Raw genomic sequence first — 15,234 nt, forward strand, 5'->3', positions numbered from 1 at the left:
ATGACGTCCTCCGACAGCGCCGCCGCCCCCTCCGAGTCGGATCTCGACGAGACCGCGATCATCGCGCGGGACCTCATCCGCTTCGACACCAGCAACTACGGCGACGGGAAGGCCGAGCCCGAGCGCGAGGCCGCCGAGTACGTGGCCGCCCGTCTGCGCGATCTCGGCCTCGAGCCCGAGCTGATCGACTCCGATCCCGGCCGCACCAGTGTCGTCGCCCGGGTCGCGGGCGAGGACCGCGAGCGCGGCGCCCTCGTCGTGCACGGGCACCTCGACGTCGTCCCGGCCATCGCGGACAACTGGAGCGTCGACCCGTTCGGCGGCGTCATCAAGGACGGCATGCTCTGGGGCCGCGGCGCGGTCGACATGAAGAACATGGATGCGATGATCCTCGCCTCCCTCGGCGACATCCTCGGCAGTGGCCGGAAGCCCTCCCGCGACCTCGTCATCGCCTTCTTCGCCGACGAGGAGGCCGGCGGCGTCCGCGGCTCCGGCCACCTCGTCAAGACCCGCCCCGAGCTGTTCGCCGGCGCGACCGAGGCGATCAGCGAGGTCGGCGGCTACTCGATCGAGCTCGGCGGCAAGCGCGCCTACCTCGTGCAGACCGGCGAGAAGGCGCTGCTCTGGCTCACCCTGCGCGCGCGCGGCACGGCCGGCCACGGCTCGCAGATCAACGGCGAGAACGCGGTCACCCGCCTCGCCCAGGCGATCGCGCGCATCGGCAGCGAGGAGTGGCCCACCCGCCTCACCGACACCACCCGTGAGCTGCTCGGCGAGGTCGCCCGCATCCTCGGCCACGACCCGCAGCGCAGCACCCCGGAGGAGCTCGCGCTCGCCACCGGCACCGCTTCGCGCTTCATCGCGGCGACGCTGCGCACCACGGCGAACCCGTCGATGCTCTCCGCCGGCTACAAGGCCAACGTCATCCCGGACACCGCGGAGGCGACCATCGACGTCCGCGTGCTCCCCGGCGAGGAGGACGCCGTCCTCGAGCGCCTGAAGGTCCTCGCGGGCGAGCACGTCGAGATCCTGGTCCAGCACCGCGACATCGGACTCGAGGTGCCCTTCGCCGGTCCGCTCGTGGAGAGCATGGCGGCCTCGCTCCGCCGCTTCGACCCCGAGGCGGAGGTGCTGCCGTACCTCCTGTCCGGGGGCACCGACAACAAGGCTCTCTCGACGATCGGGATCACCGGCTACGGCTTCGCGCCGCTGCAGCTGCCGGGCTCGCTCGACTTCCCGGCGCTGTTCCACGGGGTCGATGAGCGGGTTCCGCTCGACGCACTAGTGTTTGGCAGGAAGGTCCTGACCGATCTCCTCCTGCGATCCTGATGGTCAGATCGACGACCACCACCGACCGCCTGCTGGCCGACGACGCCCCAGCCCTCCTCGAAAGTGACGCATGGGCCTGCTCGAAGCGCTGATCCTGGGACTCGTCCAGGGTCTGACGGAATTCCTCCCCATCTCCTCCAGCGCCCACCTCCGGATCGTGAGCGAGCTGCTCCCCGGACTGGACGGCAAGGACACCGGAGCGGCGTTCACCGCCATCACGCAGCTGGGCACCGAGACCGCGGTCATCATCTACTTCTGGCGCGACATCGTGAAGATCGTGTCGGGCTGGTGCCGCTCGCTGGTCGGCAAGGTCCCGCGCACCGATGCGAACGCCCGGATGGGCTGGCTGATCATCATCGGCAGCCTCCCGATCATCGTGCTCGGCCTGCTCTTCCAGGACCAGATCGAGACCACGCTCCGCTCGCTCTGGGTCGTCGCCACCACGCTCATCGTCTTCGGCATCCTGCTCGGCGTCGCCGACGCCGTGGGCGCGAAGAAGCGCCGACTGCGCGACCTGAACGGCCGCGACGGCCTGATCTTCGGTGGCGCGCAGGCGCTCGCCCTCGTCCCCGGCGTCTCGCGCTCCGGCGGCACGATCACTGCCGGCCTCTTCATGGGCTACGAGCGCAAGGCCGCCGCGCGCTACTCCTTCCTGCTCGCGATCCCCGCGGTGTTCGGCAGCGGGCTCTACCAGCTGTACAAGAGCATCAGCGACCCCGAGATCCTGCCCAACCAGATCCAGGTCGGCGGGCTCGAGACCCTCGTCGCGACGATCGTGGCCTTCGTCGTCGGCTTCGTCGTGATCGCCTTCTTCATGAGCTACATCTCGCGACGCAGCTTCCTGCCGTTCGTGATCTACCGCATCGTCCTCGGCGTCGTCCTCATGGTCGCGCTGAGCACGGGCCTCCTCGCCGCGTAGATGCGCACCTGGAACGCGCCGGTCGTCCCGGCCCTGCCCGGTCGCGGACCCGTGCCGGCCGTGCACGACACCGCCACGGGTGCGCCCGTCGAGCTCGTCGCCGCGGACGGCACCGCGCGCCTCTACGTCTGCGGCATCACGCCGTACGACGCGACGCACCTCGGCCACGCCTCGACCTACCTCGCCTTCGACACGGTGCAGCGGCTCTGGCGCGACGCGGGGTACTCGGTGCTCTACGCGCAGAACGTGACCGACGTCGACGACCCGCTGCTCGAGCGGGCGACGCGCGACGGTATGGACTGGCGCGACCTCGCCGAGGAGCAGGTCGAGCTGTTCCGCGGCGACATGACGGCGCTGCGGATCCTGCCGCCGGACCACTACGACGGGGTCACCGAGGCCATCGCGCCGATCGCGGAGGCGGTCGCCCGCCTCGAGAGCGCCGGGATCGCCTACCGCGTCGCCACTCCCGAGGCCGCCGTCGACGGTGGCGAGGACCTCTACTACGACATCGCCGCCGGTGAGAGCGACGTCTGGCGCCTGGGCAGCGAGAGCAACCTCGACGCCGCGACGATGGCCGACCTCTTCGCGCAGCGCGGGGGAGACCCCGGCCGCGCCGGCAAGCGCGACCCGCTCGACCCGCTGCTCTGGCGCGCCGAGCGCGCGGGCGAGCCCGCCTGGGACGCCGCCGTCGGCCGGGGCCGGCCGGGCTGGCACATCGAGTGCTCGGTGATCGCGCTCGACCGCCTCGGTCCGGAGTTCACCCTGCAGGGCGGCGGGAGCGACCTGGTCTTCCCGCACCACGAGTTCAGCGCCGCGCACGCCGCGTCGCTGTCGGGCCGACCGCTCGCCCGCGCCTACGCGCACGCCGGCATGGTCGCGTACCAGGGCGAGAAGATGAGCAAGTCGCTCGGCAACCTCGTCCTCGTGTCGCGGCTGCGGGCGCAGGGGACGGATCCGCGCGCGATCCGCCTGGCGCTGCTGGCGCACCACTACCGCTCCGACTGGGAGTGGCTGCCCGAGGACCTGCCCGCCGCCGAGGAGCGTCTCGCGCGGTGGGAGGCGTCGCTCGCCACGAGCGGGCCGGCGTCGGCCGCGGACGTGCTCGAGCGCCTGCGCGCCGTGCTCGCGGTGGACCTCGACACCCCGGGCGCCCTCGCGGTGCTCGACGCGGCGACGGCGGGCGGCGTCGACGACCCCGCGCTCCTGATCGACGCGATCGACGCGCTGCTCGGCGTCCGCCTGGGCTGAGCCTTCGGCCCGCCGGATCTCGATACGCCCGCTGCGCGGGCTACTCGATCAGCATGGCCGCGGTACGCGGCGCATCGAGACCCGCGCCGCGGGCTACGGGCGCCAGGGCTCCTCGCCGGAGCGGCCGTCGCCGCGGCGGCGCAGGTAGCGCTCGAACTCCTGGGCGATGGCCTCGCCGCTCGCCTCGGGGGAGTCGACGGTGTCGCGCGCCTGCTCGAGCTGGGCGATGTAGGCCGCCATCTCCTCGTCGTCGAGGGCGAGGGCGTCGATACCGCGCTCCCACTCGCCGGCCTCCTCGACCAGATCGCCGCGGGGGATTGCCAGGCCGACGACCTCCTCGAGCTTCTCCAGCAGCGCGAGCATCGCCTTGGGCGACGGCGCGTTGTGCACGTAGTGCGGCACGGAGGCCCAGAGCGAGACGGCCGGGATGCCGACCTTCTGCGCGGCCTCGCCGATGACGCTGAGGATGCCGACCGGCCCCTCGTAGGTGGAGCGCTCGAGCTCGAACTGGGCGCGCATCTCCGCGTTCTCGCTCGAGGCGAAGAGCGAGATCGGTCGGGTGTGCGGCACGTCGGCGAGCATCGCGCCCAGGAAGACGACGGCCGAGATGTCGATCGCGAGCATGGCGTCGACGACCTCCGACGCGAAGCTCTTCCAGCTGCGCGAGGGCTCGGTGCCGATCATCACGTAGAGGGCGCTCTCCGCGTCCACCGAGGTGTCGGCCGGGCCGAAGATCTGGGTGCCGGGCCAGGAGAGGCTGCGGCGCCCGTCCTCGCCGATCGAGAGCATCGGGCGGGTGTACTGGAAGTCGTAGTACTGCTCGGCGTCGACGGAGAAGAGGGGCACGAACTCGCCCGCGTCCTTCACCAGGCGCACCGCTCCGCTGGCCGCGTCGCCCGCGTCGTTCCAGCCCTCGAAGGCGACGACGAGGACGTTCCCCTTGATCACGTTCATAGGCGAGGTCTCCGTGTTCGGCTCGATGTCCGGGGAGCGCTGCGTGCGCTGAACCCGTTCGTCAAGGATAGGACCCGGCCCCGGACCCCTCCGTCCGGCCCGCGTCTTTCCGCTGTGCGCGTACGGTCGGCCCGATCAGGGCTGCCGGTACGATGGTCGCTCGTGACTTCCGACACCTCCCTCCCCGTGTCCCGGCCGCAGCCCCCGCTTCCGGAGGGCGCCCCCGCCGCGGTCCTCTGGGACATGGACGGCACGCTCGTCGACACGGAGCCCTACTGGATGGCGTCCGAGCACGCGCTGGTCGCCTCCTTCGGCGGCGTCTGGACGCACGAGGACGCGATGAGCCTGGTCGGCTCCGGCCTCCCCGCCTCCGCCCGCATCCTCCAGGGCAAGGGCGTCGACCTCTCCATCGAGGCGATCATCGACCGGATGACCGACGAGGTCGTCGCGCAGCTCGCCGAGAGCATCCCGTGGCGCCCCGGCGCGCTCGAGCTGCTCGCCGCCGTCCGCGACGCGGGGGTGCCCCAGGCGCTGGTCACGATGTCGATCGGCCGGATGGCGCACGCCGTCGTCGACCGCCTCCCGTTCCCCGCCTTCGCCACCGTCGTCAGCGGCGACATGGTCGAGCGGAGCAAGCCGCACCCCGAGGCCTACCTCCTCGCCGCGCGCACCCTCGGCGTGGAGGTGGACGCCTGCGTCGCCATCGAGGACTCGCACGCCGGCCTCGCCTCCGCGGTCGCCTCGGGCGCCGCCGCGATCGGCGTGCCGCACCAGCTCGAGCTGGACGCCGACGCTCCCTATTCCCTCTGGCCCACCCTCGCGGGCCGAACCGTCGCGGACCTCGCGCTGGTGTCCTCCGAGCACCGCTCCCGCGTGCTCACGACCGAGACGGAGGCCCGCCGATGACCGGTGAGGCACTGCAGCATTCCGGACCCTTCCGCGCGGGCGACCGCGTGCAGCTGACCGGACCGAAGGGGCGGATGAACACCATCACCCTCGTCCCGGGCAAGGTCTTCCACACCCACCGCGGCGGGATCGAGCACGACACGGTCATCGGGCTGCCCGACGGCTCCGTCGTCGTCAACACCGTCGGCGTCGAGCACCTCGCCCTGCGTCCGCTGCTCGCCGACTTCGTGATGTCGATGCCGCGCGGAGCGGCGATCGTCTACCCGAAGGACGCGGCGCAGATCCTCGCGCTCGCGGACGTCTTCCCCGGCGCCCGCGTCGTCGAGGCCGGTGTCGGCTCCGGAGCGCTCTCGCTCTGGCTGCTGCGCGCGATCGGCCCGGGCGGCCGGCTCTCCTCCTTCGAGCGCCGCGAGGAGTTCGCGGACGTGGCCCGCGCCAACATCGAGACGTTCCTCGGCTACACGCCCGACAACTGGAGCGTCACCGTCGGCGACCTCGTCGAGGAGCTGCCCGGCGCCGTCGCCCCCGGCGAGGCCGACCGCGTCGTCCTCGACATGCTCGCGCCCTGGGAGTGCCTCGACGTCGCCGCCGACGCGCTCACGCCCGGCGGCGTCCTGCTCTGCTACGTCGCGACCGTCACCCAGCTCTCGCGCGTCGCCGAGGCGATCCGGGCCTCGGGCCTGTTCACCAACCCGGCGTCGAATGAGACCATGGTCCGCGGCTGGCACGTCGAGGGTCTCGCCGTCCGCCCCGACCACCGGATGATCGGCCACACCGGCTTCCTCATCACCGCCCGCCGCCTGGCGCCGGGTGCGGTCCTGCCCGAGCTCAAGCGCCGCCCGTCCAAGACGGACTTCAGCGACGAGGACGTCGAGGCCTGGACCCCCGGCGCGCTCGGGGAGCGGGCCGTCAGCCCGAAGAGCCTGCGCAAGCGGGTGCGGGAGTCGGCCACCAGCGCCGAGCTCTCGCGGGCGCGGGGCTTCGGCGAGGCCGACGCGGACGGTGACGGCGGTCCTGCGACCGGCTCCGGTGACGACGAGGGCATCGTCTAAGCTGATCCCGGCTTTCCGGTCCCCGGGCCGAGCCGCCGTCCCGATCGTCTCGCACTCGGGCCCCACCACTCCCACTTCGTGAAACGAGGACCCGTGCGCAGGACCACCGCGCTCATCGCCGGCATCGGCATCGTCGCCGCCCTGACCGGATGCTCCGCGTCCTCGTCGAAGGCCGACTGCGACGCCCCCTACTCGTCCGGCGCCTCGTCGTCGGCCGTGAAGGCGACCGGCGACTTCGGCGAGCAGCCCGACGTGACGGTGCCCTCGCCGCTGAAGGCGGACGGCACCCAGGTCAGCACGCTGATCGAGGGCTCCGGCGACCCGCTCGAGAAGGGCCAGCTCGTCACGATCGACTACACGCTGGTCAACGGCGCCGACGGCTCGGTCCTCGAGGCCTCGCCCTACGACGGCGCGAGCACCGCCACCTTCACGGTGGGCGGCGCCGGGCTCGTCGGCCTCAACCAGGGTCTGCTCTGCAGCCAGGTCGGCTCGCGCGTCGCGATCGCGATCGCCCCGGAGGACGGCTTCGGCGACTCCTCCGCCCAGCTCGGCATCTCGGCCGACGACACCCTCGTGCTCGTCGCGGACATCGAGAAGGCGTCGCTGGCCCGCGCGAACGGCGAGGCCCAGCCCGTCCCGAACGGCTTCCCCGCCGTGACGCTGGACCCGGACGGCGTCCCCGGTCTGGCCAAGCCCTCGGGCGACGCGCCCACGAAGCTCGAGATCGCCCAGCTCAAGAAGGGCGACGGCGCGGTCGTCGAGGACGGCGACACCGTCGTCGTGCAGTACACCGGCTGGCTCTGGGCCGACGGCAAGATCTTCGACTCCAGCTGGCAGAAGGGCGCCCCGGCGACCTTCGTCGCGACCGAGGGCCAGGGCGGCGTCATCGCCGGCTTCGCCAAGGCCCTGATCGGCCAGCCGGTCGGCTCCCAGGTCATCGCGATCATCCCGCCCGACGAGGGCTACGGCGACAACCCGCCGCAGGGCGGCCAGATCGCCGCCGATTCCACGCTCGTCTTCGTCGCCGACGTCCTCGCGATCGACTGAGCGCGCTGCTCCGTCCTCGCTGATCGAGCCGGGTCTCGATACGCCCCTCCGGGGCTACTCGACCAGCATGCTTGTGCGCTGGCCGGTCGTTGCGGCCTCGTTCGTTCCGGGAGCCGCGCCCTCATGCTGATCGAGTAGCCCGCGGAGCGGGCGTATCGAGATCCACCAGCGTCGGACGTCTGCTCTGCAGGCCCGTCCTGCTGGGGACGGCGGGTCTCGATTCGCCCCTGCGGGGCTGCTCGACCAGCATGCTTGCGTGGGCAGGTCGCCAGTCCGCAAGGCGTGTAGGGGCACGTCGGGGGCGGCGGGGCCCGGCCCTAGACTGGAGGGCGTGCCCGCCGACGCTTCGACCTCGAGCCGCATCCCGGCCGAGGAGCGTCTGTTCAACCTGGTGCTGGCGCTCGTGGCCGCCGAGAACGGGCTGACGAAGGCCGACGTGCTCTCCACGGTGCAGGGCTACCGGCAGCGCTCCGACCCGGGAGACCGCGCCTCGCTCGAGCGGCAGTTCGAGCGCGACAAGGACGATCTGCGCGAACTCGGCATCCCGATCGAGACGGTCGACGCGCCCGGCGACCCGGGCAACACCCAGACGGTCCGCTACCGGATCGCGAAGCGCAGCTACGACCTCCCCGCCGACCTCTCCTTCGACCAGGAGGAGATGGCGCTGCTGCGCCTCGCCGGCGCGGTCTGGCGCGAGGGCACGCTCTCCGCGGAGTCGCGCCGCGCCCTGATCAAGCTGCGCTCGCTCGGCGTCGACTCGGTCGACCCGGTGATCGGCATCAGCCCCTCGATCCGGGTGCGCGAGGCCTCCTTCGAGCCGCTCAACGCGGCGCTCGACCGCGGGCAGGTCGTCCGCTTCCCCTACCTCAAGCCCGGTGGCGACGAGCCGCGGACGCGCACCGTCCGTCCGCGCGCGCTCGTCAACCACCAGGGCCGCTGGCACCTGCACGGCTGGGACGAGACCGCCGAGGGCACCCGCACCTTCCTCCTCTCCCGCATCGTCGGACCCGTCGCGACCACCGGTCGCACCGCCCCGGCGGAGCCGGGCGACCACGCCGCCACCGCCCTCGCCCAGCTCGACGAGATCCTCGCCCGCAGCACCGCCCTCCTGCAGGTCGCGCCCGACTCCGACGCGGCACTCCGGCTCGGCGTGCGCGCCGAGGCGGCGGGGGAGGGCGCAGACCTGCTGCGCCTGCACTTCACCGACGCCGACGTCCTCGCGGACGAGCTCGCCGGCTACGGCCCCGAGGTCGTCGTCCTCGAGCCGGAGGAGCTGCGCCGCAAGGTCGTCGACCGCCTGCGCCGCTCCCTCAGCAACCACTCCTCCGGCGACCACTCCGTCACCGAGCACGGGGGAGCCGCCCGTGGCTAGGCCCCGCTCGCTCCAGGCGCGGGACCGCCTCGCCGTCCTGCTCTCGCTCGTCCCGTACCTCCTCGATCGCGGCCGGGTGAGCGTGGCCGAGGTCGCCGCGCACTTCGAGATCGCCGAGGAGGAGGTCCGCCGCGCCGTCCGCCTGATCGCCGTCTCCGGCATCCCCGGCGAGACCTCGCAGTACCAGTCCAACGACCTCTTCGACATCAGCTGGGACGACTTCGAGGAGAACGACCACATCGTCCTCACCCAGCAGGTCGCCATCGACGACTCGCCGCGCTTCTCGGCGCGCGAGGCCGCGGCGCTCATCGCCGGGATGCAGTACCTCGCCGCCCTGCCCGAGAACCAGGGCAACGACCGCATCGCCTCGCTGATGGGCAAGCTCGCCCGCGGCGCCTCCTCGGCCCCGACCGCCGTCGCGGTCGCCCGGGGCGTCGGCGCGGACGCCTCGCTCGCCACCCTCCGCACCTCGCTCGCGGCCGGGACACAGCTCGCCTTCGACTACCGCAGCGCCCGCGGCGAGACGGAGTCGCGGCTCGTCGACCCGTTCCTGCTGGAGTCGGTCGACCGCGACTGGTACCTGCGCGGCTGGGACCACCTCCGCGAGGGCGTCCGCACCTTCCGCGTGGACCGGATGCGCGCGCTCACCGACACCGGGACCCCGATCGTCCGCCGCCGCAACGAGGTCACGCTGCCCGACCGGCTGTTCGAGGCGTCCGCCTCCGATCTCCTGATCGACCTCCGGATCGCCCCGGGCTCGGTCGCGCTGCTGGGCGACTACGCCGCGGACGCCGAGTTCCCGTCGGTTCCCGCCGGAGACGAGGGCGCGGGAGTGCTCGTCCGGATCCGCGTCGCGCACCTCGCCGGCCTCACTCGCCTGGTCGCCTCGCTGCCCGGGCTCGTGACCGTCGTCGCCCCCGAGGCGGCGCGCACCGCCGTCGCCGAGTGGACCCGCGCCGCGCTGACGGCCAACGGAGAGGAGACCCCGTGACCTGGTGGTCCTGGATCCTGATCTGGCTCGCCCTCGCGATCGCCGCCCTGGCGGTGCTCGTGCTGTTCGGGCTGTCCTACTGGCGGAAGGGCCGGCTGCTGCTCGGCCAGCTGGAGGAGATCACCGCGAAGCTCGACGCCCTGCAGGTGCCGGAGCCCGCCGAGGCGTCGACCCGGCCGCCGTCCTCGCTCTTCGCCGACCGCGACGAGGTCCGCCGCGGTCACGAGTCCCGCCGGGACGCCCGCCGGGAGAGGACCGAGGATCGCCGGTCACTCCGGGTCGAACGGGGTAGGCTCCTGGTACACCGCAACCGACAAGTGAAGTGAGACTGCAATGTTCGCTGGCCTCCAGGGGTGGCACCTCCTCATCATCCTCGCCGTCATCCTCCTCCTCTTCGGTGCGCCCAAGCTTCCTCAGCTCGCGCGCAGCGTCGGGCAGTCGATGCGCATCTTCAAGAGCGAGGTCAAGACCATGAAGGACGAGGACGGGACCGAGCGCAAGGACGCGACGGACTCGACCACGGCTTCGGGTTCGACCACCGCCACGGGTACGACCACCGGCACCGGCACGACGCTGCCGCCCGAGTCCCCGCTCAAGTAATGACCTCCGTGGCAGCGAAGAAGCCACGGACGAAGCGAGCGGGGAAGAACCCCGAGGGACGCATGTCCCTCGGGTCCCACCTGATCGAGCTTCGCAACCGGCTCTTCATCGCGGCGATCGCGATCGCGGTCTGCTGCGTCGCCGGCTGGTTCCTCTCGGACTGGGTGCTCGAGGCCCTCAAGGCCCCGATCGCCGAGGTCGCCCGCGATCAGAACAAGACCGCGGTCCTCAACTTCGAGACGATCACCGGCGCGTTCGACCTCAAGCTCCAGATCGCGATGACCATCGGCATCGTGATCGCGAGCCCGGTCTGGCTGTTCCAGATCTGGGCGTTCCTCGTCCCCGGTCTGACCGGCAAGGAGGTCCGCTACGGCCTCGGCTTCATCCTCACCGCGATCCCGCTGTTCTTCGCGGGCTGCGCCTCGGGCTGGTTCGTCTTCCCGCACATCGTCGAGCTGCTGACGAGCTTCACCGGCTCGGACGCGGCGAGCGTGCTCAGCGCGAAGACGTACTACGACTTCGTGCTCAAGCTCGTGCTGGTCGTCGGCATCGCCTTCGTGCTGCCGGTCTTCCTGGTGCTGCTGAACTTCGTCGGCATCCTGCCCGGCTCGCTGATGATCAAGTCGTGGCGTGTCGCCATCATGGTGATCGTGCTCTTCACGGCCATCGCCACCCCGGCGGCGGACCCGATCTCGATGTTCCTGCTGGCGATCCCGATCACGATCCTGTTCTTCGCCGCCTGCGGCATCGCGATCCTGCACGACAGGCGCGTCGCCAAGCGGCAGATCGTCTTCGACGGCAGTCCCTCCGACCTGCCGGCGTGACCGGCGCCACTCCCGCCGAGCGCTTCGCGGCGTTCCGCACACGACAGGGCCACGCGAGGGTCGAGGCGTTCCGCTCGACCCTCGCGTTCGACCTCGACCCCTTCCAGTACGAGGCCTGCAGCGCGCTCGACGACGGGCGGAGCGTCCTCGTCGCCGCACCGACCGGCGCCGGCAAGACGGCGGTCGCCGAGTTCGCCATCCACCTGGCGATGCAGGATCCGAACGCCAAGGTCTTCTACACGACGCCGATGAAGGCGCTCAGCAACCAGAAGTTCCAGGAGTTCGTCGAGGACTACGGAGCGTCCGAGGTCGGCCTGCTCACCGGCGACTCGAACGTCAACGCGCGCGCCCGGATCGTCGTGATGACGACCGAGGTGCTCCGCAACATGCTCTACGCGGACTCCGACCTGCTCCGCGACCTCGCCTACGTCGTGATGGACGAGGTGCACTACCTCGCCGACCGCTTCCGCGGCGCGGTCTGGGAGGAGGTCATCATCCACCTCCCGCAGTCGGTCCGGCTGGTGTCGCTCAGCGCGACCGTGTCGAACGCCGAGGAGTTCGGCGACTGGCTGCAGACCGTCCGCGGCGAGACCGAGGTCATCGTCTCGGAGGAGCGGCCGGTGCCGCTCGACCAGCACGTCCTCGTCGGCGGCAAGCTGCTCGACCTCTTCGACTCGTCCGGGCGCGCGGCGACCAACCGCGTCAATCCCGAGCTGGCGCGCCTCGCGCAGGGCGGCACCCGCGTCGAGCGCGGCGGTCGCGGCTCCGGTCGCGGCCGGGGTGGTGGCGGCGGTCGCTTCCATGAGACCCGCACCGAGGACCTCGTCCCGCGCTCCGAGGTGGTCGAGATCCTGCGCGGCAAGAACCTGCTGCCGGCCATCTTCTTCGTCTTCAGCCGCAACGGCTGCGACCAGGCCGTCCGCCAGGTGCTGCGCTCGGGCGTCCGGCTCACCGAGCGGCACGAGCGCGACGAGATCCGCGCGATCGTCGAGGAGCGCTGCCGGACGATCCGCGACGAGGACCTCGCGGTCCTCGGCTACTGGGAGTGGCTCGACGGGCTGCAACGCGGCGTCGCGGCGCACCACGCCGGCATGCTGCCCGCGTTCAAGGAGGTCGTCGAGGAGCTGTTCCTCCGCCGCCTGGTCCGCGTGGTCTTCGCCACCGAGACGCTCGCGCTCGGCATCAACATGCCCGCTCGCACCGTCGTGCTCGAGAAGCTCGAGAAGTTCAACGGCGAATCCCGGGTGCCGATCACCCCGGGCGAGTACACCCAGCTGACCGGTCGCGCCGGCCGCCGCGGGATCGACGTCGAGGGCCACTCGGTGATCCAGTGGCGCGGCGGGATGAACCCTCAGGCCGTCGCCTCGCTCGCCTCGCGCCGCACCTACCCGCTGAACTCCTCCTTCCGGCCCAGCTACAACATGGCGGCCAACCTGATCGACCAGTTCGGCCGGGCGCGCACGCGCGAGATCCTCGAGTCCTCGTTCGCGCAGTTCCAGGCGGACCGCTCCGTCGTCGACCTGGCGCGTCGCGTCCGGCAGCAGGAGACCTCGCTCGAGGGGTACGTCACCGCGATGCAGTGCCACCTCGGCGACTTCGAGCAGTACGCCGCGATCCGCCGCGAGATCGGCGAGCTGGAGCGCCGCGGCGCCGTCCGCGGCGAGTCCGCATCGCACAGCGAGCGCGAGAAGCGGCAGGGGCAGCTCAGCGATCTGCGCCGCCGGATGAAGGCGCACCCCTGTCACGCGTGCTCGGATCGCGAGCAGCACGCCCGCTGGGCGGAGCGCTGGTGGAAGCTGCGCAAGGAGACCGACGAGATCGAGCGTCAGATCCGCTCGCGCACCGGCGCGGTCGCCCGCATCTTCGACCGGATCACGGACGTGCTGAGGGAGCTCGGCTACTTCCGGCTCGACGAGGCAGGCGAGCTGTCCCTCACCCCGAACGGCCGGACGCTCAAGCGCATCTACGGCGACCGCGACCTGCTCGTGGCGGAGTGCCTGCGCAAGCAGGCCTGGACCGAGCTCGACCCGGCCGGTCTCGCCGCGATGGCGTGCTGCCTGGTCTTCGAGCCCCGCCGCGAGGAGGGCACCCTCGGTGAGAAGCACCTCCCGCGCGGCACCTTCCCCGAGGCGCTCGAGAAGACGCAGCTGCTGTGGGCGAAGCTCGACGACGTCGAGCGCGACCACCGGCTCCCGGGCAGCAACCCGATCTCCACCAGCCTGGCGCTGCCGATGAACATGTGGGCGCGCGGGATGCCGCTCGACGCGGTCCTCCGCGAGTCCGACATGGCCGCCGGCGACTTCGTCCGCTGGGCGAAGCAGACGATCGACCTGCTCGACCAGCTCTCGCTGGTGGCCGAGGGCAAGGTCGGGCGCGCCGCCCGTGCCGCGCTCGAGCTCGTCCGGCACGGCATCGTCGCCTACTCGACGGTCGCATGAGGGCGGTGATCTCGGCGCCCACCGGGCGCACGGCACCGCTGTGGCTGGCGATCCCGCTCGCGGCCCTCGGCGGGGCGACCCTCGACCGCGGCTTCCCCGACTCCGACGTCTGGCCGCTCGCGATCGTCGGCACCGCCGCGATCCTGTTCGCGCTGGCCGGCCGCGGCTTCTTGAGCGGTGCGCTGGTCGGCCTGGTCGGCGGCGCGGTCTTCTGGGGTGTGCACATCCAGTGGCTGACGCTCTACCTCGGCCTCGTGCCGTGGGCGGCGCTGGCCGGGCTGCAGGCGATCTTCTTCGCGCTCTCCTCCGGCCTGACGGCGATGCTGCTGACGCGGGGGCAGCGGGTCTGGGCGGGGCCGCTCGGCCGGATGATCGGGCTGCCCGCGCTGGTCGCTGCGCTCTGGGTGGGGCGCGAGACGATCACGATCCAGTGGCCGTACGGCGGGTTCGCCTGGGGGCGGCTCGCGCTCTCGCAGTCGACGGGGCCGCTCGCGGACCTCGCCGCCTGGGTCGGCTTCTCCGGACTGAGCTTCGTGGTCGCGTTCCTCGCGGCGACGCTGGCGCAGGCGGTGCGGACGACGTCGGTTCCGGCCTCGGGCCGCGCGGCCGTCGTCGCCGGCTTCTCCATCGTGGCGCTCGTCTTCCCGGCCTGGCCCGCGCCGACCGAGGGGACGACGCGGATCGCCGCGGTGCAGGGCGACTCCGACGCAGGTCTGTTCTCGCAGAGCTACCGCGGGCAGATCCTCGAGGACCACACCTCCGCCACGCTGCCGATCATCGACGAGGACGTCGACATGGTGGTCTGGCCGGAGAACGGCGTCGACGTCGATCCGACGCGGAACGCGCAGTCGGCCGCCGTCCTCGATTACCTCAGCAGCCGGATGGACGCGCCCTTCATCGTCGGGACGATCACGAACCCCTCCGACGACGTCTTCTACAACAGCTCGCTGCTCTGGAAGGCGGGGGAGGGCGCGACCCAGATCTACGACAAGGTGCACCCGGTGCCGTTCGCCGAGTACATGCCGGACCGCGCCTTCTGGCGGATGTTCGCGCCCGACCTCGTGGACCTGGTCAGCCGCGACTACTCGATCGGCACCCGCTCGAATGTCTTCGACATCAACGGGATCCTGGCGGGCATCGCGATCTGCTTCGACATCTCGGACGACTCGCTGACGAACGCCATGGTCGACGGCGGGGCGCAGCTGGTGCTCGCGCAGACCAACAACGCCGACTTCGGGCGGACGGACGAGAGCGTCCAGCAGCTGGCGATCGCGCGGCTGCGGGCGATCGAGACGGGCCGCAGCGTGGTCAACATCTCGACGGTCGGCACGAGCGCCATCATCGCGCCGGACGGGTCGACGATCGACTCGCTGGAGTGGTTCGAGCCGGGTGCGATGGTGGACGAGGTGCCGCTCGCCTCGGTCACGACCCCGGCTCTGGTGTGGGCCCGGAACCTCGGCTGGTACTTCCTCGCCGCGAGTCTCATCGGGCTGGTGTCGTTCGTGCTGCGGACGCGCACGCCGCGGCGTCGGCGCTAGCGCGCTAAGCGCGTCC

At 71.9% G+C, this 15,234-nt stretch carries 14 protein-coding genes; 13 read left to right on the plus strand and 1 reads right to left on the minus strand.

The features are described 5' to 3' along the window. The 3 genes from MT353_RS09890 (at window position 1) to mshC (ending at window position 3,496) form a co-directional block, all read left to right on the plus strand. Window positions 1-1,329: a M20/M25/M40 family metallo-hydrolase gene (locus MT353_RS09890; protein WP_123735753.1), complete on the plus strand. Its 1,329-nt coding sequence runs from the start codon at window positions 1-3 to the stop codon at window positions 1,327-1,329. A 70-nt stretch (window positions 1,330-1,399) separates the two neighbouring features. Further along, window positions 1,400-2,248, plus strand: a complete 849-nt coding sequence (locus MT353_RS09895; RefSeq protein ID WP_243624291.1) for an undecaprenyl-diphosphate phosphatase — start codon at window positions 1,400-1,402, stop codon at window positions 2,246-2,248. Next, entirely contained in the window at window positions 2,249-3,496 is a 1,248-nt protein-coding gene (gene mshC, locus MT353_RS09900) for a cysteine--1-D-myo-inosityl 2-amino-2-deoxy-alpha-D-glucopyranoside ligase (RefSeq protein ID WP_243624292.1), read from the plus strand. It begins immediately after the preceding gene. Between the two features lie 93 nt (window positions 3,497-3,589). Here the strand turns inward: mshC and MT353_RS09905 are convergent, their stop codons facing one another. Next, the gene (locus tag MT353_RS09905) at window positions 3,590-4,450 is read right to left on the minus strand and encodes a proteasome assembly chaperone family protein (RefSeq protein ID WP_123704219.1); all 861 of its coding nucleotides are present in this window, start codon (window positions 4,448-4,450) and stop codon (window positions 3,590-3,592) included. Window positions 4,451-4,612: 162 nt separating this feature from the next. Here MT353_RS09905 and MT353_RS09910 point away from each other — a divergent pair, with 162 nt between their 5' ends. From MT353_RS09910 to lnt, 10 genes are all read left to right on the plus strand, one after another. Continuing rightward, the gene (locus MT353_RS09910; protein WP_279389002.1) at window positions 4,613-5,356 is read left to right on the plus strand and encodes an HAD family phosphatase; all 744 of its coding nucleotides are present in this window, start codon (window positions 4,613-4,615) and stop codon (window positions 5,354-5,356) included. After that, window positions 5,353-6,408: a tRNA (adenine-N1)-methyltransferase gene (locus tag MT353_RS09915; protein ID WP_243624293.1), complete on the plus strand. Its 1,056-nt coding sequence runs from the start codon at window positions 5,353-5,355 to the stop codon at window positions 6,406-6,408. Before MT353_RS09910 ends, MT353_RS09915 begins: the two co-directional genes overlap by 4 nt. Window positions 6,409-6,501: 93 nt before the next feature. Further along, window positions 6,502-7,455, plus strand: coding sequence for an FKBP-type peptidyl-prolyl cis-trans isomerase (locus MT353_RS09920; protein ID WP_243624294.1), 954 nt, complete (start codon window positions 6,502-6,504; stop codon window positions 7,453-7,455). Between the two features lie 331 nt (window positions 7,456-7,786). Further along, window positions 7,787-8,827, plus strand: a complete 1,041-nt coding sequence (locus MT353_RS09925; protein WP_243624295.1) for a YafY family protein — start codon at window positions 7,787-7,789, stop codon at window positions 8,825-8,827. Continuing rightward, complete coding sequence (locus tag MT353_RS21945; protein WP_243624296.1) at window positions 8,820-9,818, plus strand: YafY family protein; 999 nt, start codon at window positions 8,820-8,822, stop codon at window positions 9,816-9,818. The genes MT353_RS09925 and MT353_RS21945 overlap by 8 nt, the downstream gene beginning before the upstream one ends. After that, window positions 9,815-10,144 carry a hypothetical protein gene (locus MT353_RS09935; RefSeq protein WP_123446331.1) on the plus strand — a complete coding sequence of 110 codons (330 nt, stop codon included), beginning with the start codon at window positions 9,815-9,817 and terminating at the stop codon, window positions 10,142-10,144. Before MT353_RS21945 ends, MT353_RS09935 begins: the two co-directional genes overlap by 4 nt. Window positions 10,145-10,151: 7 nt before the next feature. After that, a complete protein-coding gene (tatA, locus tag MT353_RS09940; RefSeq protein WP_123446332.1) occupies window positions 10,152-10,418 on the plus strand; it encodes a Sec-independent protein translocase subunit TatA in 267 nt (88 codons plus the stop codon). A 62-nt stretch (window positions 10,419-10,480) separates the two neighbouring features. Next, complete coding sequence (gene tatC, locus MT353_RS09945) at window positions 10,481-11,242, plus strand: twin-arginine translocase subunit TatC (RefSeq protein ID WP_123704207.1); 762 nt, start codon at window positions 10,481-10,483, stop codon at window positions 11,240-11,242. Next, on the plus strand, window positions 11,239-13,680 hold the full coding sequence (locus MT353_RS09950) for an RNA helicase (RefSeq protein WP_132436206.1): 2,442 nt from the start codon (window positions 11,239-11,241) through the stop codon (window positions 13,678-13,680). Before tatC ends, MT353_RS09950 begins: the two co-directional genes overlap by 4 nt. Then, window positions 13,677-15,218: an apolipoprotein N-acyltransferase gene (gene lnt, locus MT353_RS09955; protein ID WP_279400664.1), complete on the plus strand. Its 1,542-nt coding sequence runs from the start codon at window positions 13,677-13,679 to the stop codon at window positions 15,216-15,218. Before MT353_RS09950 ends, lnt begins: the two co-directional genes overlap by 4 nt. The last annotated feature ends 16 nt before the right edge of the window (window positions 15,219-15,234 follow it).

This window comes from Rathayibacter sp. VKM Ac-2927 (assembly GCF_022815525.1).
GTDB lineage: Bacteria > Actinomycetota > Actinomycetes > Actinomycetales > Microbacteriaceae > Rathayibacter > Rathayibacter festucae.

What these genes read in the sequence shown, in the direction of transcription:
- MT353_RS09890 (WP_123735753.1), top strand. Translation starts at nt 1, where the DNA reads ATGACGTCCTCCGACAGCGCCGCCGCCCCCTCCGAGTCGGATCTCGAC.
- MT353_RS09895 (WP_243624291.1), top strand. Translation starts at nt 1,400, where the DNA reads ATGGGCCTGCTCGAAGCGCTGATCCTGGGACTCGTCCAGGGTCTGACG.
- mshC (WP_243624292.1), top strand. Translation starts at nt 2,249, where the DNA reads ATGCGCACCTGGAACGCGCCGGTCGTCCCGGCCCTGCCCGGTCGCGGA.
- MT353_RS09905 (WP_123704219.1), bottom strand. Translation starts at nt 4,450, where the DNA reads ATGAACGTGATCAAGGGGAACGTCCTCGTCGTCGCCTTCGAGGGCTGG.
- MT353_RS09915 (WP_243624293.1), top strand. Translation starts at nt 5,353, where the DNA reads ATGACCGGTGAGGCACTGCAGCATTCCGGACCCTTCCGCGCGGGCGAC.
- tatA (WP_123446332.1), top strand. Translation starts at nt 10,152, where the DNA reads ATGTTCGCTGGCCTCCAGGGGTGGCACCTCCTCATCATCCTCGCCGTC.
- tatC (WP_123704207.1), top strand. Translation starts at nt 10,481, where the DNA reads ATGTCCCTCGGGTCCCACCTGATCGAGCTTCGCAACCGGCTCTTCATC.
- lnt (WP_279400664.1), top strand. Translation starts at nt 13,677, where the DNA reads ATGAGGGCGGTGATCTCGGCGCCCACCGGGCGCACGGCACCGCTGTGG.